Origin of the sequence: Acinetobacter sp. UBA2063, from assembly GCF_002333245.1 — a bacterium.
Taxonomy (GTDB): Bacteria; Pseudomonadota; Gammaproteobacteria; order Pseudomonadales; family Moraxellaceae; genus Acinetobacter; species Acinetobacter parvus.
Genome location: NZ_DDAH01000037.1, coordinates 18,166 through 43,553 on the forward strand (window position 1 = coordinate 18,166; position 25,388 = coordinate 43,553).

The 25,388-nt window shown below is 42.5% G+C and carries 24 protein-coding genes and 2 pseudogenes; 12 read left to right on the top strand and 14 right to left on the bottom strand.

Going from position 1 to position 25,388, the window contains the following annotated elements; all coding sequences use genetic code 11:
• Window positions 1-71 precede the first annotated feature (71 nt).
• Window positions 72-281: a hypothetical protein gene (locus tag B4H32_RS01810; RefSeq protein WP_004676613.1), complete on the top strand. Its 210-nt coding sequence runs from the start codon at window positions 72-74 to the stop codon at window positions 279-281.
• Here the strand turns inward: B4H32_RS01810 and B4H32_RS01815 are convergent.
• The gene (locus B4H32_RS01815) at window positions 278-964 is read right to left on the bottom strand and encodes a YggS family pyridoxal phosphate-dependent enzyme (protein ID WP_004799671.1); all 687 of its coding nucleotides are present in this window, start codon (window positions 962-964) and stop codon (window positions 278-280) included. The genes B4H32_RS01810 and B4H32_RS01815 overlap by 4 nt on opposite strands.
• 126 nt (window positions 965-1,090) lie before the next feature.
• On the opposite strand from B4H32_RS01815, the gene B4H32_RS01820 reads away from it, so the two are divergent.
• Window positions 1,091-2,128: a type IV pilus twitching motility protein PilT gene (locus tag B4H32_RS01820; protein ID WP_004682784.1), complete on the top strand. Its 1,038-nt coding sequence runs from the start codon at window positions 1,091-1,093 to the stop codon at window positions 2,126-2,128.
• A gap of 24 nt (window positions 2,129-2,152) precedes the next feature.
• Window positions 2,153-3,271 (top strand): PilT/PilU family type 4a pilus ATPase, encoded by a 1,119-nt coding sequence (locus B4H32_RS01825; RefSeq protein ID WP_004676610.1) that lies wholly within the window; start codon window positions 2,153-2,155, stop codon window positions 3,269-3,271.
• A gap of 101 nt (window positions 3,272-3,372) precedes the next feature.
• Here the strand turns inward: B4H32_RS01825 and fur are convergent, their stop codons facing one another.
• Window positions 3,373-3,810: a ferric iron uptake transcriptional regulator gene (fur, locus tag B4H32_RS01830; protein ID WP_004682786.1), complete on the bottom strand. Its 438-nt coding sequence runs from the start codon at window positions 3,808-3,810 to the stop codon at window positions 3,373-3,375.
• Window positions 3,811-4,205: 395 nt separating this feature from the next.
• On the opposite strand from fur, the gene B4H32_RS01835 reads away from it, so the two are divergent.
• Window positions 4,206-4,604 carry an outer membrane protein assembly factor BamE gene (locus B4H32_RS01835; protein WP_004676608.1) on the top strand — a complete coding sequence of 133 codons (399 nt, stop codon included), beginning with the start codon at window positions 4,206-4,208 and terminating at the stop codon, window positions 4,602-4,604.
• Between the two features lie 52 nt (window positions 4,605-4,656).
• Here the strand turns inward: B4H32_RS01835 and B4H32_RS01840 are convergent, their stop codons facing one another.
• The 10 genes and pseudogenes from B4H32_RS01840 to B4H32_RS01885 all read right to left on the bottom strand — a co-directional run bounded on the left by B4H32_RS01840 (window position 4,657) and on the right by B4H32_RS01885 (window position 14,732).
• Window positions 4,657-4,980, bottom strand: a complete 324-nt coding sequence (locus B4H32_RS01840; protein WP_005330156.1) for an RnfH family protein — start codon at window positions 4,978-4,980, stop codon at window positions 4,657-4,659.
• Window positions 4,980-6,062 carry a hypothetical protein gene (locus B4H32_RS01845; RefSeq protein WP_286799480.1) on the bottom strand — a complete coding sequence of 361 codons (1,083 nt, stop codon included), beginning with the start codon at window positions 6,060-6,062 and terminating at the stop codon, window positions 4,980-4,982. The genes B4H32_RS01840 and B4H32_RS01845 overlap by 1 nt, the downstream gene beginning before the upstream one ends.
• Window positions 6,063-6,255: 193 nt before the next feature.
• A pseudogene (locus B4H32_RS01850) lies at window positions 6,256-6,540 on the bottom strand (bacteriohemerythrin); the annotation flags it as partial.
• 426 nt (window positions 6,541-6,966) lie between these two features.
• A complete protein-coding gene (locus B4H32_RS01855) occupies window positions 6,967-7,815 on the bottom strand; it encodes a class II glutamine amidotransferase (RefSeq protein WP_286799484.1) in 849 nt (282 codons plus the stop codon).
• A 98-nt stretch (window positions 7,816-7,913) separates the two neighbouring features.
• Complete coding sequence (locus B4H32_RS01860) at window positions 7,914-8,690, bottom strand: GNAT family N-acetyltransferase (RefSeq protein WP_004757387.1); 777 nt, start codon at window positions 8,688-8,690, stop codon at window positions 7,914-7,916.
• A 123-nt stretch (window positions 8,691-8,813) separates the two neighbouring features.
• Window positions 8,814-9,713 carry an acetylglutamate kinase gene (gene argB, locus B4H32_RS01865; protein ID WP_004682793.1) on the bottom strand — a complete coding sequence of 300 codons (900 nt, stop codon included), beginning with the start codon at window positions 9,711-9,713 and terminating at the stop codon, window positions 8,814-8,816.
• 14 nt (window positions 9,714-9,727) lie between these two features.
• Window positions 9,728-11,146, bottom strand: a complete 1,419-nt coding sequence (locus B4H32_RS01870; RefSeq protein WP_004757386.1) for a phosphomannomutase/phosphoglucomutase — start codon at window positions 11,144-11,146, stop codon at window positions 9,728-9,730.
• 193 nt (window positions 11,147-11,339) lie between these two features.
• Window positions 11,340-11,792: a dUTP diphosphatase gene (gene dut / locus B4H32_RS01875; protein WP_004682795.1), complete on the bottom strand. Its 453-nt coding sequence runs from the start codon at window positions 11,790-11,792 to the stop codon at window positions 11,340-11,342.
• Window positions 11,793-11,815: 23 nt separating this feature from the next.
• Window positions 11,816-13,855, bottom strand: coding sequence for a UvrD-helicase domain-containing protein (locus tag B4H32_RS01880; RefSeq protein ID WP_004761799.1), 2,040 nt, complete (start codon window positions 13,853-13,855; stop codon window positions 11,816-11,818).
• Window positions 13,856-14,078: 223 nt separating this feature from the next.
• Window positions 14,079-14,732 (bottom strand): OmpA family protein, encoded by a 654-nt coding sequence (locus B4H32_RS01885; protein ID WP_286799502.1) that lies wholly within the window; start codon window positions 14,730-14,732, stop codon window positions 14,079-14,081.
• Between the two features lie 383 nt (window positions 14,733-15,115).
• Between B4H32_RS01885 and B4H32_RS01890 the strand changes: the two genes are divergently transcribed.
• From B4H32_RS01890 to B4H32_RS01915, 6 genes are all read left to right on the top strand, one after another.
• A complete protein-coding gene (locus B4H32_RS01890; RefSeq protein ID WP_286799508.1) occupies window positions 15,116-16,033 on the top strand; it encodes an acyltransferase in 918 nt (305 codons plus the stop codon).
• Window positions 16,034-16,056: 23 nt separating this feature from the next.
• Window positions 16,057-17,118 carry a preprotein translocase subunit SecA gene (locus B4H32_RS01895; RefSeq protein WP_286799510.1) on the top strand — a complete coding sequence of 354 codons (1,062 nt, stop codon included), beginning with the start codon at window positions 16,057-16,059 and terminating at the stop codon, window positions 17,116-17,118.
• A gap of 409 nt (window positions 17,119-17,527) precedes the next feature.
• A complete protein-coding gene (gene minC / locus B4H32_RS01900) occupies window positions 17,528-18,247 on the top strand; it encodes a septum site-determining protein MinC (RefSeq protein ID WP_004676589.1) in 720 nt (239 codons plus the stop codon).
• A gap of 73 nt (window positions 18,248-18,320) precedes the next feature.
• A complete protein-coding gene (minD, locus tag B4H32_RS01905) occupies window positions 18,321-19,133 on the top strand; it encodes a septum site-determining protein MinD (RefSeq protein ID WP_005330179.1) in 813 nt (270 codons plus the stop codon).
• Between the two features lie 2 nt (window positions 19,134-19,135).
• Window positions 19,136-19,408 (top strand): cell division topological specificity factor MinE, encoded by a 273-nt coding sequence (gene minE / locus B4H32_RS01910; protein ID WP_004676585.1) that lies wholly within the window; start codon window positions 19,136-19,138, stop codon window positions 19,406-19,408.
• A 123-nt stretch (window positions 19,409-19,531) separates the two neighbouring features.
• Window positions 19,532-19,819: a PA4642 family protein gene (locus tag B4H32_RS01915; RefSeq protein ID WP_004676583.1), complete on the top strand. Its 288-nt coding sequence runs from the start codon at window positions 19,532-19,534 to the stop codon at window positions 19,817-19,819.
• A gap of 45 nt (window positions 19,820-19,864) precedes the next feature.
• Here B4H32_RS01915 and rhtC read toward each other — a convergent pair whose 3' ends face one another.
• Together rhtC and B4H32_RS01925 are read right to left on the bottom strand one after the other, a co-directional pair.
• The gene (rhtC, locus tag B4H32_RS01920; protein ID WP_005330185.1) at window positions 19,865-20,482 is read right to left on the bottom strand and encodes a threonine export protein RhtC; all 618 of its coding nucleotides are present in this window, start codon (window positions 20,480-20,482) and stop codon (window positions 19,865-19,867) included.
• 127 nt (window positions 20,483-20,609) lie between these two features.
• Window positions 20,610-23,693 carry a DNA translocase FtsK gene (locus B4H32_RS01925; RefSeq protein WP_005330189.1) on the bottom strand — a complete coding sequence of 1,028 codons (3,084 nt, stop codon included), beginning with the start codon at window positions 23,691-23,693 and terminating at the stop codon, window positions 20,610-20,612.
• A 303-nt stretch (window positions 23,694-23,996) separates the two neighbouring features.
• Here B4H32_RS01925 and trxB point away from each other — a divergent pair, with 303 nt between their 5' ends.
• Complete coding sequence (gene trxB / locus B4H32_RS01930) at window positions 23,997-24,947, top strand: thioredoxin-disulfide reductase (protein WP_004682805.1); 951 nt, start codon at window positions 23,997-23,999, stop codon at window positions 24,945-24,947.
• 111 nt (window positions 24,948-25,058) lie between these two features.
• Window positions 25,059-25,361 (top strand): annotated as a pseudogene (locus B4H32_RS01935) (methyltransferase regulatory domain protein); the annotation flags it as partial.
• Between the last annotated feature and the right edge of the window lie 27 nt (window positions 25,362-25,388).

Sequence of the window (25,388 nt, forward strand, 5' to 3'; positions counted from 1 at the left end):
TTGCTTAGCTTAAGTTGTTACGATTCGTTCATTACCTTAGAATTTCACCATGTCAAATCGTGTTTGGCTATATGCCTTTTTACCAGGCACTACCTGATTTCCATGCCATTTTTGAAGTTTATCTGGGTCAACAATGGATACTGTTTGATGCAACGAATATGGGAGCGATTGATGAGTTTGTAAGGGTTGGTACAGGTTTGGATGCTAAAGATGTGCCCTTTGCCTCTTTATTTGGAACAGCCGAACTGATCAAAATCAAACCCCAAATTACCAAGCTCTAATGATGATAGTCCCGTGCACCAAACAGCGCTGTCCCGACTCTGACCATGGTTGAACCTGCCGCAATAGCAGCGTCCAGATCACCTGACATTCCCATACTCAAGGTATCCCAATCTTGAGGCCGTGCATGGAGTGATTTTACTTGCTCAAACAAGGTTTTTGCATCGGCAAATGCGACACTATTTTCTGGCGCTGGAATCACCATTAGCCCACGTAAACGTATGTTTGGAAGTTGGCTAATCTGTTTAACCAGTTCAACAACCTCATCAGGCTGGCAGCCATCCTTGCTGTCTTGCCCATCAATATTCACCTGAATACAGATATTTAAAGGCTTTCGACTGTCCATACGCTGACTGGATAATCGCTCAGCAATAATCAGGCGATCTACGCCATGCACCCAATCAAACTTTTCCGCCAAATGTTTAGTTTTATTGCGCTGTACATGACCAATAAAATGCCATTCAATCTCTAAATCCTGTAGTTCATCAATTTTTGTCAACGCTTCCTGCAAATAGTTTTCCCCAAAGCTACGCTGTCCAGCCTGATACATTTCCCGCAGACTTTGGCTGGGATGAGTCTTTGAAACAGCCAGCAATTGCACGGATGCAGGATCACGCTGGACACGCTCACACGCCAGTTGAATCTGATCTAATACGGATTGACGGGATTGTTGCGATTGATTCATTGACACAGTTCTCACTTGTAAAATCTTTTTTTACATTGATAGGACTCAGGGTGTTGGTAAGCCTGAATGAAAGCCGTATATTATTCTACAAAATAATGAGACATTTTGGTTTGTTTCGGGGAAATTATGGATATTACAGAACTACTCGCCTTTTCAGTCAAAAACGGTGCTTCGGATTTACACCTTTCATCAGGTATGCCTCCTATGATTCGTGTGGATGGTGAAGTTCGCCGAATCAACTTGCCAGCACTTGAGCATAAAGATGTACACCGTCTGGTGTATGACATCATGAACGATAAACAACGTCGTGACTATGAAGAAAAGCTGGAAACAGACTTTTCATTTGAAGTTCCCAACATTGCCCGTTTCCGTGTGAACGCGTTTAACCAGAACCGCGGTGCGGGTGCGGTGTTCCGTACCATTCCATCAAAGGTTTTAAGTATGGAAGATCTGGGGCTGGGTTCAATCTTCAAGGAAATCTGTGATTATCCACGCGGGATTGTACTGGTGACAGGGCCAACGGGTTCTGGTAAATCAACCACACTTGCGGCGATGATCGACTATATCAACGAAAACCGCTATGACCACATTTTAACGGTCGAAGACCCAATCGAATTTGTACACCAGTCTAAAAAATGCCTGATCAACCAGCGTGAAGTGCACCGTGATACACATGGCTTCAATGAAGCACTGCGTTCAGCACTGCGTGAAGACCCTGACATTATCCTGGTTGGTGAAATGCGTGACCTGGAAACCATTCGTCTGGCATTGACTGCTGCGGAAACGGGCCACTTGGTGTTTGGTACACTACATACCACCTCTGCGGCAAAAACCATTGACCGTGTGATTGACGTATTCCCTGCTGAAGAAAAAGACATGGTACGTGCCATGCTGTCAGAATCACTGCAAGCGGTGATTTCCCAAACACTCTTGAAAAAGAATGGTGGTGGTCGTGTTGCAGCGCACGAGATCATGATTGGTATTCCAGCGATTCGTAACCTTGTCCGTGAGAACAAGGTTGCCCAAATGTACTCTGCGATTCAAACAGGTGCAAACTACGGTATGACCACACTGGATCAGAGTCTGAAAACACTTGTATCCAAGGGAATCATCAATACTCAAACTGCTCGTAGCGCAGCCAAACAGCCAGAATCATTCCTATAAAAATAAATGAATTAGAGAAATAATATGGATTTTAATGATTTACTTAATCTGATGATTCAACAAAGTGCATCTGATTTATTTGTCACTGCAGATGTTGAACCTTCAATGAAGATCAACGGTCAAATTGTGCCTGTTTCAAAATCTAAACTCTCAGGTGAAGTCGTTGGTCAGTTACTTCATTCAATTATGTCAGATAAGCAGCGTAAAGAATTCGCTGAAACAAGAGAGTGTAATTTTGCAATCGTCAATCGTGAGAAAACAGCTCGTTTCCGTGTAAGCGCCTTTCAACAGCGTGATATGCCTGGAATGGTTTTACGTCGTATTGAAACTGTTATTCCAACCATGGATGAACTCAAGCTCCCTAGTGTGCTGAAAGAACTCGCCATGACCAAACGTGGTATTATTATCTTTGTAGGCGCAACAGGTACAGGTAAATCAACCTCATTAGCTTCGATGATTGGTTACCGTAACCAAAATTCAAAGGGTCATATTATTACCATTGAGGACCCAATTGAATTTGTACATCAACATGCGGGTTGTATTGTCACTCAACGTGAAGTGGGTATTGATACTGACTCATTTGAGATTGCATTGAAGAATACCTTACGTCAGGCACCTGATGTGATCCTGATTGGTGAGATCCGTTCCCGTGAAACCATGGACTATGCCATTGCCTTTGCGGAAACAGGCCACTTGGTATTAGCCACCCTACATGCCAACAACGCCAACCAGGCGCTGGATCGTATCATTCACTTCTTTGAAGCAGATCGCCATAGCCAACTTTATATGGACTTGTCGCTCAATATGAGAGCAATGGTCGCACAACAGCTGATTCCAACCCCTGACGGTAATTCACGCCGTGCTGCCATTGAAATTTTGATCAATACACCATTATTGGCAGATTATATCCGTAAGGGTGAAATCCATGAGATTAAAGATGTCATGAAGCGTTCACGTGAACTTGGTATGCAGACCTTTGACCAAGCGTTATTTGACCTTTATAAGGCAGGTGAAATCACCTACAAAGATGCACTTAAACATGCAGACTCGCCAAACGATTTACGTCTCACCATCAAACTTTCAGAAGAAGGTGCAGATCAACTACTCAGTGCCAGCAAAAATATTACCTTTGATGGTCAATAAGCGATTTTTTAATCCATTAAAAAAGAGAAAGTTGCTCACAACTTTCTCTTTTTTATTGGTTTAATTTTGGTCAATTGAACAAACTTTACGAGCTTGAATACTTATTTCTTACGAAAAGCTTCCTGACATTCAGCATCACTACAATAACCATACAAATTCAGCGAATGGCCAGTTAAGGCAAAACCATGCTGATCTGCAACTGAATGTTGCTCCTTTTCAATCACATCATTTGTAAATTCAACAACTTTGTTGCAATTCAGGCATACCAGGTGGTCATGGTGATCTTCCTGCATAATTTCAAAAACAGAGTGGTTGTTTTCAAAATGATGCCGCTGAATGATTCCAGCAGCCTCAAATTGTGTTAACACACGGTAAACTGTTGCCAACCCAACATCTTCACCTTGCTCTAGCAGTGTTTTATAAATATCTTCCGCACTTAAATGGTGTTGCTTTGAATTTTCTAATAATTCCAAAATCTTAATACGAGGAAGGGTGACTTTAAGTCCAGCTTTACGTAAGTCTTGGTTGGAAATAGGCATGAAAAAAGGTCTCTCAACAAATCTTAAGTTGGAATAGGCAAGTAGGGTCTGCTGACATTTCACCTTGCGAGCTTTCAGCTCTCATTGCGACAGAGGGCATTTTTTAGACGATACAAGGCATAACTTACGAAATTTAGCAATTCTAAATAAGTAAGATATAACGCAGTAGCGGCAAAAAATGCCCCTGTCCCACAGGGTTATGGTTAAAACTTCCCCAAACTTCGTTATGAAACTTGACAAGGGAGTCGCCATTGCCTGCGTTTCATGCCTCGTTTATGTCGTTCTAACCGATAACGCAAGGCATGGCTGAAATGGCAGCAGACCCTAGTATTTAAATGCAGTATGATCTATCCTTGAATCAAATGCATCATCATTTATCAGGATAGTGTAGCAAAATGCAAAAAATCATGCTGGCGTTGTTCGTCACTTCAGTACTTAGCGGTTGTTCAGTCTTTGGTGTTTATAAAGTTGATATTCCACAGGGAACACCCTTAACCAAAGCACAGGCCTCTCAAGTACAGGTCGGCATGAGCTTTCAGCAAGTCCGTTTCTTGCTGGGTAGTCCAACTGTGACAGATCCTTTAAATCCACAGCGCTGGGACTACATCTACAACTATATACCAGGCACCTATGCAAAAAAAGCAAAAATACCAGCAGCCCATGGCCAACATTTAAAAGTTTACTTTGACGAAAATGGTAATGTACAACGTATTGAGGGCCTGGATACCATTCCTGAATCACAGCCTGGTTTACCAGCATCAAAAGAAGCCATCTTGACTGCGCCCCCACTATAACCACTTTCCCATAAATAAAACCCCTCATCGCAGCATTCGTGAGGGGTTTTATTTATGAACTGGATGGCCTAAAGCGATTACCCTTTACAAATCGACCAACTGGATTCTTTGCGGCTCGCTTACGGCGAATATCTTTGGGATTAATGGTTAAAGCGCGATAGACCTCAACACGGTCCCCTGCCTGCAATATTGTTTCGGCCTCAATTCTTGAACCAAAAACGCCCAACTGCAAAGGTTCGGGTAAACTGACCTGATCAGCCAAGCCACTGTTCTGGATTGCCTGCAATGCAGTCATGCCCTCAATAAAGGCAACGGCGATATGAAATTGTTGCTCAGGGCTGGCAAAGGCAACCCAGACTTGCTTGCCCTGTTCCATTATAGACTTTGTGCGATAACGGCCGCCATCGCAACAATAATGGAAAGTGGCAACACCAGACGCACGGCAATACGCCACAGGTTATAAAACAGTTCATTGCTAAAATTCATGGCTTTACGCAGATGGCTAATCTTCATGATCCAGCCTGCAAAAATGGCATAGATCAGGCAAATTACCAGTCCCCATAACATCAGTAAAACATTAAAGATTTGCTCAACCTGAGGTATGATCCAAACTGCAATGGCAGCAACAATAATCACCCACTGCACAATGACTGCAAGTTGACGTTGTGCCAACTGTTCTTTCGCCAATTGAATCAATAACGCGGCTAACATGATTGCAGCAAACACCCAGGCTAGAGCTGGAAGCTGGGCCTGAATTGAAAAGAATCCAAAAGCAATCACGGCAAATAACTGGGCTATCCAGATCGGTAATGTGGCTGAAGTTGCATTTTCCTGCTTTTTAATTGCAGATAGGCTGCTCTGCCAATATAGCCCCAAGCCTAAACCACTGGCCACCAGAGCCAAAACGGTTGCATTGCCCCATTCCCTAAACTCGACACCCGTCCAGTGCCATGCCTGTAGCTGGGTTCCTATTACATTGGCAAGGATAAATGCGCTAATCACACCAATTGCTGTCAGTGCAATTAAAAATAAACGTGGAATAAAGGACAGGCCAACAGCGATGATTGCCAAAACCGCAAAAATAATTTGGCTAGACATATCTGCTGCAAGTTGCAGAGCGACCACATGCGTTGCTGTGGTTAAAACACTCCCTGTAAAAAAGGCAACAAAAATCACAGCTAACCAGCCAACCAGACGCCATCTAGGTGAGGCATCCGCATCACGTGTTAAGCTGGAAAGTGCCTGTAATGCTGTGGTCTGTGAACGCTTTGCTAAAGCAATTTCAAGATAGCCAATGGGTAATGCCAACACAAACATAGTACCCAACCACAACAGCCAGAAGTCAAATTGACGATCAATCTGGATACCAACGGTAGGGGCTAATGTTGTGATCATGACAAAAGATAAGCAAAATGCCATCACTGGAGCCAGCCAGCGTGACAGAGCGGTGTCCTGCATAATGCATTCCTTGAAAAAATCCTTGAACTCATTGCACTTCTTTATGGAGCTTACAATGAAATATTCAATCTATTTTGCCTTTCTCAAGCTTGAAAATCAAAACAAAAGATGCCGAAAGAAAAAAGCAAATCACCCATTCAGATGATTTGCCGCGCATCATTTATTATTTTACTCGTTCGATCCCTTATTTATCATGCCCCCACTCAAAACGCTCTCGATAGGACTCTATTTTCTTGATAAATAAGTCATGTACGCGCTTGTGTGGTATACGGTATTTATAGTTTGCCTCTTCCTGCAAGCTTTCCTCAAAGGTAAAATGTGACTGGGTATAATCAATAATATTATCCAGAATTCCTTTCATCTTTACCCGATCACTGGCATATTTTAAATCAGCAATTTCATTAATATAATCCAGAATACGACGATGCTGATCATCAATGACGTCTATTCCTGTATTATATTCGACAGACCACTTCATCCCGACACACCACCTTAAAACCAATGTTATTTAGTGAATAAAAGCATCATATCGACAAATTTTTTAAATAAAAACACAGCGTTTTTGTCAGATTTTAAAAATTTTCACTTAAAAACAACTAACCTATTGTTTTCTATTTAATTTAATATTATGACCGATCAAAACACTCAAGTATTTTTTAACCAATGATAAAATTAACTGCATTATTTCATTAAAATAAAAACAATTTTTTATTATTTTAAATTATACTTTAGTATTAAAATCCAATATTCAGGTTTTCAAGGTATTGTACTATCAACTTTAAATCAGAAATATCCTTTTCACGCCCATAACCTGCTTTAAAACCAGCAAGTGTTTTTAAGACAGCAAAATGAATATCCTCTACAATATCTGAATAAAATAATAGCTACGCTGTTGTTTTCTTCCCTAATACTGGTCTGCCTTAGTTATGCGCTTGAGTGCTGGATTTTCAGCTTCGCGTATAAGACGCTCAACCCGTGTTAAGGCATATTTAATCGGTTGACCATGTTCAAACAGGATCATTTCTCCAGGCTGATACGCTTTCCACGCTTCATTATGCGTTAAAGGTTCAGTGGTAATCACAGCCACACGATCTTCTGGGGTGGTCACCTCACTAAAGTCAACCTCGACATCCAGATCAATCAGGTGGGCATGCTGAAATGGGTATTCACGTACCAGCCAGTGCAGCTTGGTGGTTGCATAGCTAAACAGTGCCTTGCCATTGGACAGGCAAAAATTGAACGTGCCGAATTCAGCAATCTGTGGCGCAATACGCTCTAACAGGGAAAAGACTTTTTCGATACAAGGCTCGGTATAGCCAAATGTTTGAACCATTTGATCCAGCAAGTAACAGAATGCACGTTCACTATCGGTATTGCCCACAGGTTCAAAACGACCACTGAGTTGGGGATTAAAATCATGTAAATCGCCATTATGTGCAAAAATCCAATGCCGCCCCCATAACTCACGTAAAAATGGATGGGAATTTTCTAGCGTAATTTTGCCTTGTGTTGCTTTTCGGATATGTGCAATCACATTACGGGACTTAATCGGATAATTGCGAATTAAATCGGCAATTGGCGATTCAACCGCAGACTGATTATCGACAAATAGACGACAGGCCTTATCTTCAAAAAAAGCAATACCAAAACCATCACAGTGATCAGACGTGACACCAGCTCGTTGGGAAAAACCACGAAAAGAAAAGGTAATGTCTGTAGGGGTGGCGCAATTCATTCCTAATAGCTGGCACATATCTTCTAACTTGCTAACATCTATGCCTATTGTGCATGAGGTTCAGATGCCTTGTAAATCTGAATATGTGCGCACTATTGGATGAAGTGTGATAATTCCTACCGTTGCGCCATTTTATTCATCACAAATGAGGTGGCGATCTTGTTCACTTCCAGAAATACAAAATAATCCAGACATTTAAAATCCTCATCATAAAAGGCTTGTTTGGAGAGTCTGGACTGCATGCCCAAATAGGTTTGAAATAGCTTAGGCATCTTTTCATCCTGCGGAAAGCTGTAGTCAGGACGTTCTGGTTCAAAGGCACGCTTGGAACGGATGTCAATGCTTTGATGATCCGCCAACTGCTGAAGCTGGCGGTGAGTATAATAGGCACGCGCCAGATTATCCTCCAGATGAATACTGACACAACCCATGAGATATTTGGCACGCATCGACCAGAGCACTTTAGGTGCAAGATTCAGCCACAACATGGATAATGCCTTGCCAGATCGAAACTGTGGATGTACACAGGTACGTCCAATTTCCAAAACGTTTGGTAAATGGGACAAATGAGGGATGATTTCAAATTCCTGAGCGCTGTAGCTCTGCCCAATTTCATGCCCCTGAAACAACTTGAGGCGAGTATAGGCAACAATTTCACCTGTCCATTTTTCACGTAATACCGCATGTTCACAGCCAAAATCATAAAGGTCCTGATCCAGGCCATCCTCAAAGGACAGTCCAAACTGGTGGCTAAACTGTGCTGCCCTAAAGCGTTGTACTTGTTGTAATTCTTTTAGATTATCCACCCACTCAAAACGAAACTGGTTTTGTGATGGTTTCTGGCGTAAAGGTGAAGTCAGTGTATGACGATACTGATTTAATTTTTCTAGCATAATGAAAGCTCCTTATGACTAGAGTTACCTTAAATCGCTTCAATGACACTTCAATGAATAAAACATGAACAGATGATGACGAAAAAAGAGACCTGTATGAGGTCTCTTTTTATTTGCAAAATCCTAGTGTTTTGCTCGATTGGTAATCAATGTTCCAACCCCATGATCGGTAAAGATTTCCAATAAGGTGGCATGTGGTACACGACCATCAACGATGTGTGCGCTGACTACACCACCTTTCACCGCATCCAGTGCACAACCCACTTTAGGAATCATACCACCATAGATCACACCAGTCTCAATCAGGCGATCAACTTCCTGCGTGCTCAGTCCAGTCAACAGGTTTTTATTCTCATCCAATACCCCTGTGATATTGGTCAATAAAATCAATTTTTCAGCACCTAGGGCTTCCGCAACCTTGCCTGCCACCAAGTCTGCATTGATGTTATAGGTATTGCCCTCTTCATCCACACCCAAAGGCGCAATCACTGGAATAAAGTCACCTTGGGTAAACATTTCCAGTACATCTGTTTTAACACCTGTGACTTCACCCACCATCCCCAAATCAATTTGAGTGACTGAACCGTCGGCTTCCTGTTTTTCCATCAGTAATTTACGGGCACGCAGCAAGTTACCATCTTTACCTGTTAAACCAATGGCACGGCCACCATGCTGGTTGATCAGGTTGACAATGGACTTATTGACGCTACCACCCAGCACCATTTCAACCACTTCCATGGTGGCGGCATCAGTCACACGCATCCCATCAATACGGTCAGATTCCTGTCCAAGACGCTTCAACAATGAATCGACCTGTGGACCGCCACCATGGACCACTATTGGATTTAAACCCACTGTTTTCAACAACACGATGTCACGAGCAAACGAACTTTCCAGCTCTGGATCAGTCATGGCATTGCCACCATATTTGACCACCAGCGTTTTTCCTGCAAAACGCTGAATATACGGCAAAGCTTCAATCAAAATTTTTGCTTTATCAATGCCGATATGCTCGTGTGGCATGCGCCCTCTCCTTATTAAGCCTGTGCAAGTTCTTGTGCAATTTGTGGATATTGATGTTGCAGCATAGAAACAAATTTTTGGCGAATCTCAGTTAACCGATCTGGATGATCTGCATCAAAGCGGACAGTGAAGTATTCACCTGTGTTGGATGCTCGAATAATGCCAAAACCATCGTCAAAATCAAGCCTTACCCCATCAATTTTACTTAAACGAGCGCCTAAATGATGGCTTAGCAGCTCAATCTCATCCAAAACCTGTTTAGGATTGACCTCATGCGTACTGATATAGGTATCTTCGGTACAATATCGTTCAGGATAAATACTAAGCAATTCAGACAGACTTTGAGCATTGGACTGAGTGAGGTATTCCATCACTCGTAATGCGGCATACAAGCCATCATCGTAGCCAAAGCCACGTCCATCATTAAATACATAGTGGCCTGCATATTCACCACCAAATACGGCTGTACCTTGTGATTTGGACAAATAGGCACGCAGGAAACTGCTGCCCGTACGGATCATTTTGGCCTGACCATCAAGTTGCCCCACCGTATCAGCAACCATCCGAGAGCATTTCACATCAAATACGATTTCTTTATGCGGATGTTGTTGTAAGCATATTTGCGCAAATAAAGAGATGAGGCGGTCAGGACTAATAATATGTGCCTGTTCATCCAGCAATACGACCCGATCACCATCCCCATCAAGTGCAATGCCCATATCCGCTTTTTCAGCAATAATCGTGGCCTGCAATTGCTGCAAATGGGCAGCATGGGATGGATCGGGTGCATGGTCTGGGAAATGGCCATTCGCCTCACAACGCAATGCAATGACTTCACAGCCCAAATTCTGCAAGACCTGTTTGGCACAGTGTCCTGCTGAACCATGTAAGCCATCCAGAACAATTTTTAAGGGGCGCAGCAACTGAATATCATTCAGTAGTGATTGCTGATATTGCATACAATGTTGCGGATTAAACTGGTGAAAAACAGTCTCTACATGAAGATCACCATTCGTGGGCAAAGAGACTTGGGCCAAATGCCCCACCTGTTGAATGGTTTCTGGACTTGGTGGTTCACCCTTTAGAATCCACTTGATGCCATTATCCGATTTGGGATTATGGCTGGCAGTCACCATAATGCCATTCCCACCAAAATCACGGGCAATGTAGTACATCATCGGCGATGAACAGCAACCGATATTGGTCACGTTCAAGCCTTGTTGCTCTAATATTTTTTGAATGATATTGGCATAGCTTGGGCTGGTTAAACGTGCGTCATAGCCAATCACAATTTGAGTCTGCTCAGCATATTTATATTGTTGGGCTAAAGCATATGCAATGGAACATATAATATCTGGGGTAAGATTTGAAAGTTTTCCGCGAATATCATAAGCACGAAAAATATTCAGAGGAAACGTTTGTTGTATATTCACAGCAAGCCCTCTATTCTCAACATTTAAGAATAATTAAAAAATATAGACTATTAAGTAAATGAGTAGTCCTTATTCAGAAAAATTAAAATAATGAATCAGCTGCTTTTTAATCTAATTTTAAGGAACAAGCAATATGAAAAATGCAACGTTTTTAAGCAAAACATTGCATTTAAAGTGATAATTAACGAAAAACTTACTGTTTCCCAGTATGTCCAAAACCACCTGCACCACGCCCAGTTGCAACAAATTCTTCCACTTGTTCAAACTCTGCCTGTACCACAGGCACTAAAACATATTGTGCCAAACGTTCACCTGGTTCCAGACGGAAAGTGTTTTGTCCACGGTTCCACACAGAAACCATCAACTCACCTTGATAATCCGAGTCAATTAAACCCACTAAATTACCCAATACGATGCCATGCTTATGTCCCAAACCCGAACGTGGTAAGATCAAGCCCGCAAAGTTTGGATCTTCAATATAAATGGCCAGACCAGTTTTGACCAGGACGGTTTCACCCGCTGCAATCTCAATCGCTTCATCTAAACAGGCACGTAAATCCAGACCTGCTGAACCTGTAGTTGCATAGGCAGGCATTGCCCACTCCTGACCTAAACGGGCATCTAATACTTTAACCTGAACTTTCATGACAAATTCCTACTGATGATTTATTAACGTTTCAATAAAGCTCTTAAATTGGCGAGATGCTGTTGAGCCTGTTCTTTCGGATCAACATTCGGGGCAAGTTTCTTTTTACGACCATGCCACTCCAGTTCATCCTGTGGCAATTCATCCAGAAAACGGCTTGGGGTCATTTGACGCATCTGCCCACCATTCTTGCGTTGCTCAGCCAAAGTCAGGGTTAGACCCTGACGCGCACGGGTAATTCCTACATACATTAAACGGCGTTCTTCCTCAATCGTTTCAGCCGCAATCGAGTTTTTATGTGGTAATAGTTCTTCTTCTAGCCCAATCATGTACACATACGGAAATTCCAGCCCTTTCGCTGCATGTAATGTCAACAAATTCACCTTATCCGTGTCTTCTTCTTCCTGTTGCTGCTCCAGCATATCCAGCAGCACCAGCTTGCGAATCACGCTTTCAATATTTTTCTCATCAACATCATCAGTGCGATTAATTAGATTTTGAATACTGGTATATAGACTCTCGATATTGTCGAGTTTGGTTTTTTCCTGTGCTGGAGTCGCAGCCTGTTCACGGACATAGTCGATATAACCCGCTTCCATAATCATCTGACGAACCTTAGGCACAGGCGTATCATCATCCAGTAATTCACGGGTAAAAGTGGCAATAAATTCGGCAAACTCATGTAATTGTGTGGCTGCTTTTTTTGGCAATACCATAGCTAAACGCTGGTCTGATGAAGCAGTAAGCAATGACAAGGTATTTTCCTGCGCAAACAAGCCAAGTTTTTCCAATGTCACAGGACCAATGGCTCGTTTTGGCGTATTAATAATACGCAAGAATGCACTGTCATCTTCTGGATTGATAATTAAGCGTAAATAGCTCATCACATCCTTAATCTCGGCACGAGCAAAGAATGATTGACCACCTGATAGTTTATAAGGAATCTGCATTTGGCGCAGTTGCGTTTCCAGAACCCGTGCCTGAAAGTTGCCACGATATAAAATTGCGTAGTCTTTCCAGCTTTTGCCATTCATTAGTTTATGCGTAATCAGGTCTTTCACCACCCGTTCAGCTTCATCATCGTCATTTAAACAGGTGATAATCCGAATGGTTTCACCATGTCCCTTGTCACTCCACAATTTCTTGTCAAAGATATGGGGATTATTGCCAATCACGGCATTGGCTGCTTTGAGGATACGGCTGGTGGAGCGATAGTTTTGCTCCAGCTTGATCACGTTTAAGTTATGAAAATCTTCTTTCAGCAACGCCATATTTTCAGGCTTGGCACCGCGCCATGCGTAAATGGACTGGTCATCATCGCCAACGGCGGTGAACTGCCCCATCACTCCAACCAGAAGCTTGACCAGGGTATATTGGGCGGTGTTGGTATCCTGATATTCATCGACCAATAAATAACGGACACGGTTTTGCCATTTTTCTCGCACCTCAGCATTTTCCTGAAGCAAGCGGGTTGGCAGCACAATCAAGTCATCGAAATCAACCGCATTATAGGCACGTAGGTTACGTTCATAGAGTTGATACAAATGGGCAAGTTGAACATCCTCAACTGTTTCACAGACAGAATGCGCCTGTTCAGGGATGATGAGATCATTCTTCCAGTCTGAAATCTTCTTCATTGCCTTGGCAATGAGTTCCTTACTCTCCGCACCAGACAGGTTGTCACGCTGCATCAAGTCCATCAGGATACGTTTGCAGTCATCAGCATCTAAAATGGAAAAATTATTTTTAAGCGGTAAATGTTTAAGTTCCAAACGTAATAAATTCAAACCAAAGGTATGAAACGTTGAGACAGAAAGCCCTTTGGCCTCTTCACGGGAAAGTAGTTTCCCCACACGCTCTTTCATCTCACGTGCGGCCTTATTGGTAAAGGTCATCGCGGTAATACGGTAGGCAGGTATCCCACATTGCTTCACCAAATAGGCAATTTTTTGGGTAATCACAGATGTTTTACCAGAACCTGCTCCTGCAAGCACCAACAAAGGCCCTTGAACATATTTCATGGCTTCATATTGCTTGTCATTGAGTTGACTACCAGTCGACATCTGTACATACCCCTCATTTTTGAGCCCGATTTTGCGAGACTAAGTATAGACATCTCCGTTTTAGAATCCTAATCCTAAATCTCAGGATATGTATAAATTATGATGCCTCGCTCAACCCATACGTCGCCACTCGTCGCACTAATTATATTAAAAGTTCCAACACCCTAATTTTAGGCAATAAAAAACCAGCCGAAGCTGGTTTCCCACAAATCAGTAAAGAAGATTACTGTTTTGCATAAATGCTGATTTCAACACGACGGTTTTGTTCACGGCCAGAAGCAGTGCTGTTGTCCGCAATTGGGTTTGATGAACCATAACCTTGCGCATCGATACGGCTCGCTGATACACCCTGACTTGCCAAATAGCTTTTTACTGACTGAGCACGCGCTTGAGACAATGGAATGTTGATTGAGTCATTACCTGTATTGTCTGTATAACCAGTTACAAGAATCGCACTCTGGTTATCTTCAGCCAAAGTTTGCGCCACTTTGTTCAAGGTACCATAGAAGTTTGGCTTAATGTTTGACTTGTTGGTGTCAAATGTAATGCTACCAGGCATAATCAATTGAACTGAACCATCTGCATTACGGCCCACTTCTACACCAGTACCCTGCATTTGTTGACGTAGTTTTTTCTCTTTATTGTCAAGATACAAACCACCAGCGCCACCAAGCACCGCACCAATCGCCGCCGCACGGTTGTTTTGTGAAGCCTTGTTTGCATTACCTTTAGATATGCCATAACCTGCCGCAGCACCAATTATTGTACCTAGGGCAGCTTTATCATACTCTACGCCACCAACGTTATTACCTGTAGTTTGGCAACCAGAAAGTACCAATCCAGCCCCAACCAGTGTTGAAATTACTAATGCACGCATTGCGTAGCTCCTGTCTATGTATTTTTGTCTGATCAAATAATGAATGAGAAAATTCAGCTAGACCATTGATATTTTGTTAATAATAAACAATTTATTTATCTTTTTGTAATATTTTGATGCATTTTACTTCATAAAATCCTCATATTCTCTCCATTGTTTTCAATTTATCGGATTTCTAAAAATAAGAGATATATGTTTCAATAAAAGTTTTTTAAGAACTTTATAAATGCTTGGCGCTTCACATATGATAAAGTGGATTAAAATTGCAGAAAATGGGTAAATCCATAAAAAATGTCAACATCTTCAAATATACAATTGTATTTCAATTTCCGTTGTTTATAGTTGGAACATCTTTTTAAATCTCTGCACTCAAGGTTAGATTTATGTCTACTGCCCATAAAAAAGCATCCTTATTGCAAAAAGTCAGTAAAGGACTCACAGTTGGTTCAGTCATTACAGGAAGCACGTTTTTACATGGTCCCCCTGTTTTGGCACTCGGTTTTACCAAGCTGTTTAAAAAATCAAAAAAAATAGACGAAACCAATATTCAATTGGCCAATAGCTGGATTGGTGTAAACAACCACCTGATTGAAAAGGTGCTGCCAAACCTAAAGTGGGATATCAGCATTGATGAAAAGCTTGACCTGAATCTACAGGGCCGCTATATGATGATTTGTAACCATCAAAGCTGGGTGGATACCACAGTGAACCAGTATTTTGGTTTAAGCCGTATGCCCCTTACCCGTTTCTTTACCAAATGGGAACTTATTTTCATTCCGTTTGTGGGTCAGGCATTTAAAATCCTGGGTTTCCCGATGATGAAACGCCACACCAAGGAACAGATTGCAAAAAATCCTGAGCTGAAATCACGCGATATGTTAGAAGCACGTAAGGCCTGTGAACAATTGTTGAGCCAGCCGTTTACCTTATTAAACTATCTGGAAGGTACACGTTTCACTCCAGAAAAACATGCACAGCAGCAATCCCCATATAAAAACCTGCTCAAGCCTAAAGCAGGCGGTCTGGCATTGGCCTTGAATATTCTGGGAGATAAGATTGATGCCCTGGTTGACATGACTATTGTCTATCCAGACGGCGTACCAGACTATGGGGATTTCTGGCTTGGCGATGTTCCACGCATTGCAGTGGATTTGCGTCAAATTGACATTCCTAATTGGGTGGTTGGCGGTAATTATCAAGATGATCCTGTTTATCGGGAACGTTTCCAAAGATGGGTGGATCAGGTCTGGACTGAAAAAGATCAACTCATTACTGCAATGAAATCCAAATATAAGCCATAATTTTTTTAGGGATTAAACAAGAAATGACCCAGCAGGACTCAGGACAAAACCCTAAATATAATAATGTGAATCCGAATAGTAAGTTTTTCAAACTATTCCTCGCCTATGATATTTTCATGGTCTTTATCATTGTTTTCAATCTATTCTGTCTGGGCATGAACTTTTTCCTCATGAGCAACATTGGGGAATGGTTTTTCAACACTATCCATCTTCCCAGTGTCCTTGAGTTCTATCGTACATATTTACATCCCTGGGTGATTACCACTGAAGCATGGTTTATTATTTTTTTAATCACTGAGCTGGCGGTACGCTGGCTACTCTCAATTGTGCAAAAACATCATGCACGCTGGTGGTTCTTTCCCTTTATCCACTGGTATGAAATCCTAGCCATTATTCCACACCTGCGTTTTTTGCGCTTATTTCGTGCAGGTATCATCGCCTACCGTTTATATGAACTTGGCTACAAGGTCATCCCAGACAATATCCGCATTAAGGCGATGTTTTATTACAGTGTGATCATGGAAGAACTGTCTGACCGTGTGGTGATCACCGTGATTGATGGTATAAGACACGAACTTGAAACCAGCTCCACGCACAAAAAGATTATCCACGACCTGGTTGATCATCATCGTGAATTGTTTACAATCACGCTTTCCTCCATGCTACAGGAATCGCTAGCCAAGGCATTACAGCAGCAACAGCCTGTGATTACTCAGAAAGTGGGTATCATCGTTAATCAGGCGATTGAGGATACACCTGAGCTGACACAACTGCTGCGTTTGATTCCAATTGTCGGGGGGCGGATTGAACAGCAGATTCAGAGTATTGGACAACGTCTGGGTGAGAATATCAGTGCGGGTTTAATTGAGCCATTTACAGCAGGTTCCCTACATCGCCCCAATGAAAACTATCAACTTATCGCAGAAAAGGTCAGTGCACTGAACATTGACAACCAATATCTGGAACAGCTGGTGGAATCGGTGGTATTTGAAAGCCTTGAAGCAATACGAAAGCAGGTCAAGATCAAACAATGGCAGCAAACTTTGCAGGAATACGATCAATTGGATAAAAAATCAGAAAGTTGACAAGAAAATTTACCAATCACGCTAGAGAATTACTGTAATTTGTTCTAGCATTTGCTCTTATTTACAACATATGCAGGGCATTGCCCTTAGGGTCTGTTGACATTTCACCTTGCGAGCTTTCAGCTCTCATTGCGACAGAGGACATTTTTTAGACGATACAAGGCGTGGCTTATGCAATTTAGTCATTCTAAATAAATAAGACATAACGCCGTAGCGGCAAAAAATGTCCCTGTCCCGCAGGGTTATGGCTAAAACTTCCCTAAACTGCGTTATGAAACTTGACAAGGGGATCGCCATTGCCTACGTTTCATGCCTTGTTTATGTCGTTTTAGCCGATAACGCAATGCATGGCTGAAATATCAACAGACCCTATACAATAGAGTGCTTAAAAAGCCCTGAAGGATAAATTATGGCTGATATACGGATTACGGGCAGAATGGTGAATTTTAGTCGACTGACTTTCGACACAAATGACCATGCTGCAATCCGACAGCAACTGACAAGCACACTCAATGAGGGTTCTTATTTAGGGACTTTAGTCATTATTGACAGTACCGTCGAGCAAGAGCTGATTGCCCTGATCCAACTGTTAATTGATTTGGGTTTACAGCCAATGGCGGTGATCGATGGTATCCTGGGAGATGAGGCACGCGCAATCCAGTTCCCTGTTTTGCCTACCGATCAGCCCTTGCAACGCATCAAGGCCTCTAAAGAGCAGGTCGTTGACCATGCACCTGAAAAAACAGTCGATAGCACTGCAATACAAACACCACAAAAAAACACATCGGTTACCCATGTCACCTCATATCATGATGAGATTTTGCGTACAGGTCAGTCTTTGGTACAGGATCAGGGCGATATTATCCTGAATGCTGGCATGAATAGTGGATCAGAAGTGATTGCATCTGGAAATATTCACATCTATGGAAATGCGCGTGGTAGAGTCATTGCAGGCGCAGGTGGACATGGCTCAGCACGTATTTTCTGCAATTCTCTGGAAGCGGAACTGATCTCGATTGCAGGAACCTATTGTGTGGCGGATGATATCCCCAAAGATATGATCAAAAAACCTGTACATATTTATTTAAATAACAAGCAAGAGCTTGAATTTGAACCCTTACAGTTTTAACTTAACTGATTAAGTCAAAAAAGCACCAAAAAGCCCTTTTAGGGGCGTATGACCATAAATAGGAGTGGATTCGGTGGCCAAAATTGTTGTCGTAACATCAGGCAAAGGTGGTGTAGGTAAAACTACAACAAGTGCAGCTTTTGCAACAGGTTTAGCCCTACGTGGTCATAAAACTGTTGTGATTGATTTCGATGTGGGTTTACGTAACCTTGATTTGATTATGGGCTGTGAACGCCGTGTGGTTTATGACTTTGTCAATGTCATCAATAATGAAGCCCGTCTGCAGCAAGCACTGATCCGTGATAAAGACATTGAAAACCTGTTCATTTTGCCTGCATCACAAACGCGTGATAAAGATGCGCTGAGTGATGAAGGTGTAGCGCGCGTCATCGACGAGCTTTCACAGGAATTTGACTACATTATCTGTGACTCTCCTGCTGGAATTGAACGTGGTGCGATTCTAGCCATGTACCATGCGGATGAAGCCATCATTGTCACTAACCCTGAGATTTCATCGGTTCGTGACTCTGACCGTATCATTGGCATGCTGGACAGCAAGACCAGAAAAGTTGAACAAAATGAAGGCCGTATCCGTAAGCACCTTTGTATCACACGTTTCAACCCTGAACGTGCAGATAAACAGGAAATGCTGAGCATTGATGATATTTCTAAAGATATTTTACGTGTTCCAACTTTAGGCGTGATTCCAGAGTGTTCAAGCGTGCTACAGGCATCGAACGAAGGTAAACCTGTGATTCTTTATCCAGAAGCAAAGGCTGGACAAGCCTATGATGATCTGGTTGCTCGTTTCCTTGGCGAAGACCGTCCTTATCGACACATTGCAGTGCAGCCAAAAGGTTGGTTGGCTAGACTATTTGGAGCGTAATTATGGCAGGATTCTGGAGTAAACTGTTTAGCGGTGATGAAAAACCATCAAGTGCACAAACGGCTAAAGATCGTTTAAAGGTCATTGTTGCATCTGAACAGGGATTGGGTCGCCGTTTAGGGCAAGACAAACTTGATCAAATGAAGAAAGAAATCATGCAAGTGGTGAGTCGTTATGTGCGTGGTGTGGATGAACAGCATATCCAAATGCAGGTTCGTTCAGAAGCAAATATCGAAATGCTTGAGATGAATATCAATTTACCTGAAGAACGATAGAAGTTTTTCTATTAGCGATTTTTCGCAAATAAAGGCAGAATACGTGAGTGGATTTGGAAAGCATTGCTTTCATCCACTTCAAGGATTTTGCCTTTATTGTTTTATAAAACTGAGGAGATTGTCATGGCATTATCACAGCCAGCAACTTTCAATGAAGAATGGTCAGATGAGCGTGTGTTTGCCTACCTCAACCAGCTTCCACCAGCGGGTGTAAATGCTGACTTCCATGTGCTCTATCATGCATTCAAGCATATGCGTCCACATGACTATGAGCGTTTGATTACCAAGTTTCTGGCAGATGGCCGTGACCTGAATGCAACCAATCCAGAGGGGCAGCGCATCCATGATGTCATCGCACAGTATCCTCGTCAAAAAGAGGGTTTTCTGGAAGTTTTAGCGAAATTCGCTTAATAAAAAAAAGCCTGCATCATGCAGGCTTTTTCTTTATATCTATTATTATCGATTGCCAATCAGATAAACACCCAATAAAGTGAATATTCCACCAGAAATGCCATCAATCCATTTGGCAAAGTTTTGGTATGCAGTTCTAAATGTGGGCAAGGAAAAAACAAAGGCAACCAATAAGAACCACAAGGCTGTCTCAATTGACACAATAATAAAAAGCAGGGAATGATGCTGGTCAAATAAAGGATTGGCTAAAAACAGTGAAAATACACTACCAAAGTAAATAATCGCCTTGGGATTCGACAGGTTGGTGAGCAGACCTTTCATAAAGAATAGATAAGGTGATTGAGGTAGGGCCATCTGTTTTACTGTTTCATCACCCTTTGAAAAGGCTGAGCGTAGCATCTGGAAACCGAGCCAGCATAAATACAGGCCACCTGCAATTAAAAGGCCCTGCTTTAGCCATGCCATCTTTTCAAAAATAATATTCAGCCCCATGAGTGCCAATAAAGACCACAACATCGCACCCAAACAAATACCGAGTACCACCAATACCGCATCTTTGCGGGAGCGACTAATTGCAGTTTGGGAAACTAAGAAAAAATCTGGACCAGGGGTAATCAATGCACAAAAATGAATAAAGATGAGCGTACATAATGCAACCCACATAGCCAAACCCAGTGTTAAAACCTTAAAGGTTTAGCTTAAATAAAAAACGTGATTATTACCATATAAAAACAAGAAAATAAAAACGACAAAGCCTCAGAATAGAGGCTTGGTTAATGCAATATGATCGTTAAACCAGAATATCCCGTTTGCCATTTGCTCCCATTGCACTGACAATCCCATTTTCTTCCATTTGATCAACAATACGGGCAGCACGGTTATAGCCCAGACTAAATTTACGCTGGATAGATGAAGTAGATACTTTACGGGTTTCCAGTACAAAAGATACACACTGATCATATAATGCATCCCGACTTGGATCACCCTCTCCATCCTCAAAACCACGGGATGTTGGCTCTTCGTCAAATGGGGTCAGGATTTCATCAACATAATCAGGCTCACCACGTTCACGCCAAGCATCACAGATACGGTTGACCTCATCATCACTGATAAATGCACCATGTACACGTTCAGGTTCAATCTTCCCAGGTCCAAGGAACAGCATATCACCATGACCAAGCAGATCTTCTGCCCCACCCGCATCCAGAATGGTACGGGAGTCAATTTTACTGTTGACACGCAGTGCCACACGGGTTGGGATATTGGCCTTAATCAGGCCTGTAATCACATCTACAGAGGGGCGCTGTGTCGCAAGTAGTAAATGAATGCCTGCCGCACGGGATTTCTGTGCCAAACGGGTAATCATCTCTTCAGCTTTTTTACCGACCTGCATGATCATATCAGCAAACTCATCGGCAACGATGACGATCGAAGGGAGTGGGGTCAATCGCGGTGCGCGCTCCCCCACAACCGAATCACTTGCTTTCCAGGTTGGATCAATCAGGTCCTCACCATTGGCAATCGCCTCTTCCACCTTGCGGTTGTAGTCATTAAGTTTACGGATTTTTAGGAATGACATTAGTTTGTAACGGCGTTCCATTTCATTCACACACCAGTTTAATGCACTGACAGCATCTTTCATGTCAGTCACAACAGGCGTTAACAAGTGTGGAATATCATTATAGTTGGCCAATTCAAGCTGTTTCGGGTCAATCAGGATCAGGCGCAACTGATCAGGTGTATATTTCAGCAACATCGAAAGGATCATCGAGTTGACCGCAACCGATTTACCCGAACCTGTAGTACCCGCAACCAGCATATGTGGCGCCTTGGCTAAATCGGTCAGTACAGGATTACCAGAAATATCCTTACCCATCGCCATACTAATTAAATTATTGGGATCACGATACGTTGGTGTTTCCAATAATTCGATCAAACGTACCATTTCACGGCTACTGTTCGGTACTTCAATGCCGATATACGGTTTCCCTGGAATCACCTCAACTACACGTACTGAAGCCATCGACATAGAACGCGCCAAGTCACGCGAAATATTGGTGACTTTGGATGCCTTGACCCCTGGTGCAAGATCAAGTTCAAAACGTGTGACCACTGGACCTGGCTGGGCTTCCACCACCTGTGCCTTAACGTTAAATTCCTGTAGCTTGATTTCCAGAAGCTCTGACAATCGGGCTAATTGTTCAGCAGTGAAGTTCACCTTTTTATTTGGATCAACATCATCCAGTAGTTCCAGACCTGGTAAGGTTGGCAAGTCACGGCGTTTCTGCGCCACCTGCATGGCACGGGACATTGGACGACCAAACGAATCGGTTAATGGCGCATCCAGATCAAAATCATCTTCAATATTCAGTTCTGCATCAGGTTCAGCCTTACCTGCGGTCTCCTGCCAGGCCTCAATAAAGGCTTCCTTGGAAAGTGTCTCTTTTGGTGCGGCGACCTCAATTGGCACTTTTACAAAAGCAGAGGACTGAGCATAACTTGAAGCTTGAGGTCTTATATTTTCCTGCTCTTCATCAACAAGAAGATCGTTAAACTCATCAAACGCTTCACTTGTAGAACTGTGCTTCTCTTCCTGAACAACATTTTGAACTGAAGACGCATGTGGCTGGACTACAATGGTTTGTGCCGATTCTGCGATCAATGCCTCTATATCGGCTTCAAACTCCACCACATTCACTTGTTCATGAAAGTTTGAATGTGCTGGAACATCTTGCGTAAACGGCGTATGCGGCGTAATTTTATTATTTGGAACGGCAGCCAGCAACTCATCAAAAATCTGGTCATCATTCCAGTCTAAATTGCTACCGCTTTCTCTTTGCAGGGTAGGCTCAATAGGTTGAGACTGCATCGTGCCGTCAGATACCACAGGCTGATGCGAATCATCGGCCGCCTTTAATAGCGCATCAATTTCCTGTTTATGGCTAACCTCGTCACTTTGCAACGCACGCCACACTTCACCTGTCTGAATCAGGCGTTGGCTTTCCGCTTGCAATTGATGTGCTTTTTGTAAGGTTTGTTCAAAATCCTCAATGACATCGGCTTCTTCTAACTGAGCACTTTGCTGCTCTTTCGCAACCACATCCGCAAATAATCTTTCTGCCACCTGTTGATGATGTGTATCTTCCACTTTAGCTGTAGCAGTTTTATCATTTTGTACTAGATCAACTGCTTTCATCTCAGGGGTGCTGGTAACTGTAGCTTCTGCTTGCACTTTATTTTTAATGGCAGGAGTTTCTTGGGCTAATTGTTCAGTCAAGTCATAAGCGGACTCGTTCTGTGGTACATTCTTGTAAAATAAATCCTGTAAATAAGCAGGTGTCTTCTTTAAAGTGACCCAAGTTTTATCCCACTGGATTCCAAATGCCAGAGTAATCAATACAATGCCAAATGCCAGTAAGAAGAAGGTTGCCCCATAAATCGTCAGCAACTGCGATAAGCTCTGTCCCAGCTCATAGCCAATAATGCCGCCTGCCGCATTTTCTAACGTATCGGCTGGCGTGTTCCAATGTAAATACAACAAGCTAGAAAATGATAAGATCAGGAAAAACTGGGCGGCATAGCGAAACGGACGATTGAGAAAACTTCTTGGCCACCAGACCTGAATCGCTTCCATAAACAGGAACAACGGAATCAGCAAACTGGCCCAGCCTAAAAAGCCAAACAGCAAGTCCGCAATCCATGCACCTGCCACACCACTGGCGTTGGAAACCTGTTGGGTATCACTGGAAATATGCATCCATCCTGGATCAAATGGTGTATAGGTCACTGTGGCAAGAAATAGGTAAATGCCAAAAGAAATCAAAAATAATGTCATTAAAAAGCGTTGTGCATAAACACTTGACACCGCAGTCATATACAATCCTGTAACCCAATTCATTTATCATTAGAATTAATGAAGCTCATCAAGAATCTTCAATCAATACGCTCTCTATTATGCACTCGTTCTTACAAAAAAGATGCACGATTGTTTACTGTTGTTGTTAACATCGTGGGCGTGTTGACTTGATCGTAAAGCACTGGCGAAATATCAACAGCCCTATTGATGATATAGCCCAATTCGATTGAGTTTATCAATATTATCCTCATGGATTTACGCCACTCCCCTGTGGATTCACGTATAATTTTAGCATTTTCAATATAAAAAGGATGTTCTTTAATGAGCGCTCGTCACTCACGGTTGATTATTCTGGGTTCTGGCCCTGCGGGTTATAGTGCGGCGGTATATGCGGCACGCGCCAACCTCAAACCAACGCTGATTGCTGGTTTGCAGCTTGGCGGTCAGTTAACAACGACCACTGAGGTGGATAACTGGCCAGGCGACCCAGAGGGATTAACTGGTCCTGTATTGATGGAACGCATGCAAGCTCACGCTGAACGTTTCGGTACAGAAATTGTCTATGACCACATCAATGAAGTCGATTTAAAAACCCGTCCATTTGTGCTGAAAGGCGATATGGAAGAATACACCTGTGATGCGCTGATTATTGCAACTGGTGCAACTGCACAATATCTGGGTCTGGAATCTGAGGCTGCGTTTATGGGTAAAGGGGTGAGCGCCTGTGCAACCTGTGATGGTTTCTTCTATAAAAACCAGAATGTCATGGTTGTGGGTGGCGGTAACACTGCGGTTGAGGAAGCACTTTATCTTTCAAACATTGCGGCCCATGTAACACTGGTACACCGCCGTGACAGCCTGCGTTCCGAGAAGATTTTACAGGATCATTTATTTGCCAAAGAAAAAGAAGGCAAGATCAGTATCATCTGGAACCATCAGGTAGATGAAGTACTCGGTGACAATACTGGTGTAACATCTGTACGTATCAAATCTACCCAGGATTCAAGTACACAAGATGTTCAAGTACAAGGTCTATTTGTTGCGATTGGACACAAACCAAATACAGAGATGTTTGAAGGTCAATTGAACTTACGTGATGGTTATATTCAAGTTCAAAGTGGTACTTCGGGTAATGCAACGGCAGCATCAATTGAAGGCGTCTTTGCTGCTGGTGACGTAGCTGATAGTATCTATCGTCAAGCGATTACCTCAGCAGGTTCAGGCTGTATGGCAGCATTAGATGCTGAGAAGTATCTTGATAATTTAAACTAATTTACATTAAGTTTAAAAAGCCACCATTTTTATGGTGGCTTTTTTTGTTAAATGATATGTACAATCAAAAACATGGCTTTATTTAACAACAATTATATTTTGGATGAATACATGACAACAACATGGACCAATGGCTACCAAACTGAAGTCAATTACACCTATGGATATTATCGTGATCTTAGCCCTAACTTCCAAAAATTCTGTTTACTTTTAAATGGGATAGATAGTCCAGATATTCAGACAAATCAAACACATTGTGAACTTGGCTTTGGGCAAGGTGTCAGCATCAACATACATGCAGCAAGTACTGATGCCAATTTTTATGGTACTGACTTTAACCCTGCACATGCAGCTCATGCCAACCAATTAGCACAACATAGCCAAACTAAGCCTTATTTTTTTGTTGATAGCTTTTAAGAATTATTAAATCAAAATAATTTA

Excerpts from the sequence above, each read along its gene's own strand:
- minC (WP_004676589.1), top strand. The coding sequence starts at position 17,528 with ATGGCTGATATACGGATTACGGGCAGAATGGTGAATTTTAGTCGACTG.
- trxB (WP_004682805.1), top strand. The coding sequence starts at position 23,997 with ATGAGCGCTCGTCACTCACGGTTGATTATTCTGGGTTCTGGCCCTGCG.
- B4H32_RS01880 (WP_004761799.1), bottom strand. The coding sequence starts at position 13,855 with ATGTCGACTGGTAGTCAACTCAATGACAAGCAATATGAAGCCATGAAA.
- B4H32_RS01895 (WP_286799510.1), top strand. The coding sequence starts at position 16,057 with ATGACCCAGCAGGACTCAGGACAAAACCCTAAATATAATAATGTGAAT.
- B4H32_RS01860 (WP_004757387.1), bottom strand. The coding sequence starts at position 8,690 with ATGCTAGAAAAATTAAATCAGTATCGTCATACACTGACTTCACCTTTA.
- dut (WP_004682795.1), bottom strand. The coding sequence starts at position 11,792 with ATGAAAGTTCAGGTTAAAGTATTAGATGCCCGTTTAGGTCAGGAGTGG.
- rhtC (WP_005330185.1), bottom strand. The coding sequence starts at position 20,482 with ATGTGGGTTGCATTATGTACGCTCATCTTTATTCATTTTTGTGCATTG.
- B4H32_RS01915 (WP_004676583.1), top strand. The coding sequence starts at position 19,532 with ATGGCATTATCACAGCCAGCAACTTTCAATGAAGAATGGTCAGATGAG.
- minE (WP_004676585.1), top strand. The coding sequence starts at position 19,136 with ATGGCAGGATTCTGGAGTAAACTGTTTAGCGGTGATGAAAAACCATCA.
- B4H32_RS01815 (WP_004799671.1), bottom strand. The coding sequence starts at position 964 with ATGAATCAATCGCAACAATCCCGTCAATCCGTATTAGATCAGATTCAA.
- B4H32_RS01925 (WP_005330189.1), bottom strand. The coding sequence starts at position 23,693 with ATGACTGCGGTGTCAAGTGTTTATGCACAACGCTTTTTAATGACATTA.
- argB (WP_004682793.1), bottom strand. The coding sequence starts at position 9,713 with ATGCCACACGAGCATATCGGCATTGATAAAGCAAAAATTTTGATTGAA.
- B4H32_RS01825 (WP_004676610.1), top strand. The coding sequence starts at position 2,153 with ATGGATTTTAATGATTTACTTAATCTGATGATTCAACAAAGTGCATCT.
- B4H32_RS01845 (WP_286799480.1), bottom strand. The coding sequence starts at position 6,062 with ATGCAGGACACCGCTCTGTCACGCTGGCTGGCTCCAGTGATGGCATTT.
- B4H32_RS01835 (WP_004676608.1), top strand. The coding sequence starts at position 4,206 with ATGCAAAAAATCATGCTGGCGTTGTTCGTCACTTCAGTACTTAGCGGT.
- B4H32_RS01885 (WP_286799502.1), bottom strand. The coding sequence starts at position 14,732 with ATGCGTGCATTAGTAATTTCAACACTGGTTGGGGCTGGATTGGTACTT.
- B4H32_RS01855 (WP_286799484.1), bottom strand. The coding sequence starts at position 7,815 with ATGTGCCAGCTATTAGGAATGAATTGCGCCACCCCTACAGACATTACC.
- B4H32_RS01820 (WP_004682784.1), top strand. The coding sequence starts at position 1,091 with ATGGATATTACAGAACTACTCGCCTTTTCAGTCAAAAACGGTGCTTCG.
- fur (WP_004682786.1), bottom strand. The coding sequence starts at position 3,810 with ATGCCTATTTCCAACCAAGACTTACGTAAAGCTGGACTTAAAGTCACC.
- B4H32_RS01810 (WP_004676613.1), top strand. The coding sequence starts at position 72 with ATGCCTTTTTACCAGGCACTACCTGATTTCCATGCCATTTTTGAAGTT.
- B4H32_RS01840 (WP_005330156.1), bottom strand. The coding sequence starts at position 4,980 with ATGGAACAGGGCAAGCAAGTCTGGGTTGCCTTTGCCAGCCCTGAGCAA.
- B4H32_RS01890 (WP_286799508.1), top strand. The coding sequence starts at position 15,116 with ATGTCTACTGCCCATAAAAAAGCATCCTTATTGCAAAAAGTCAGTAAA.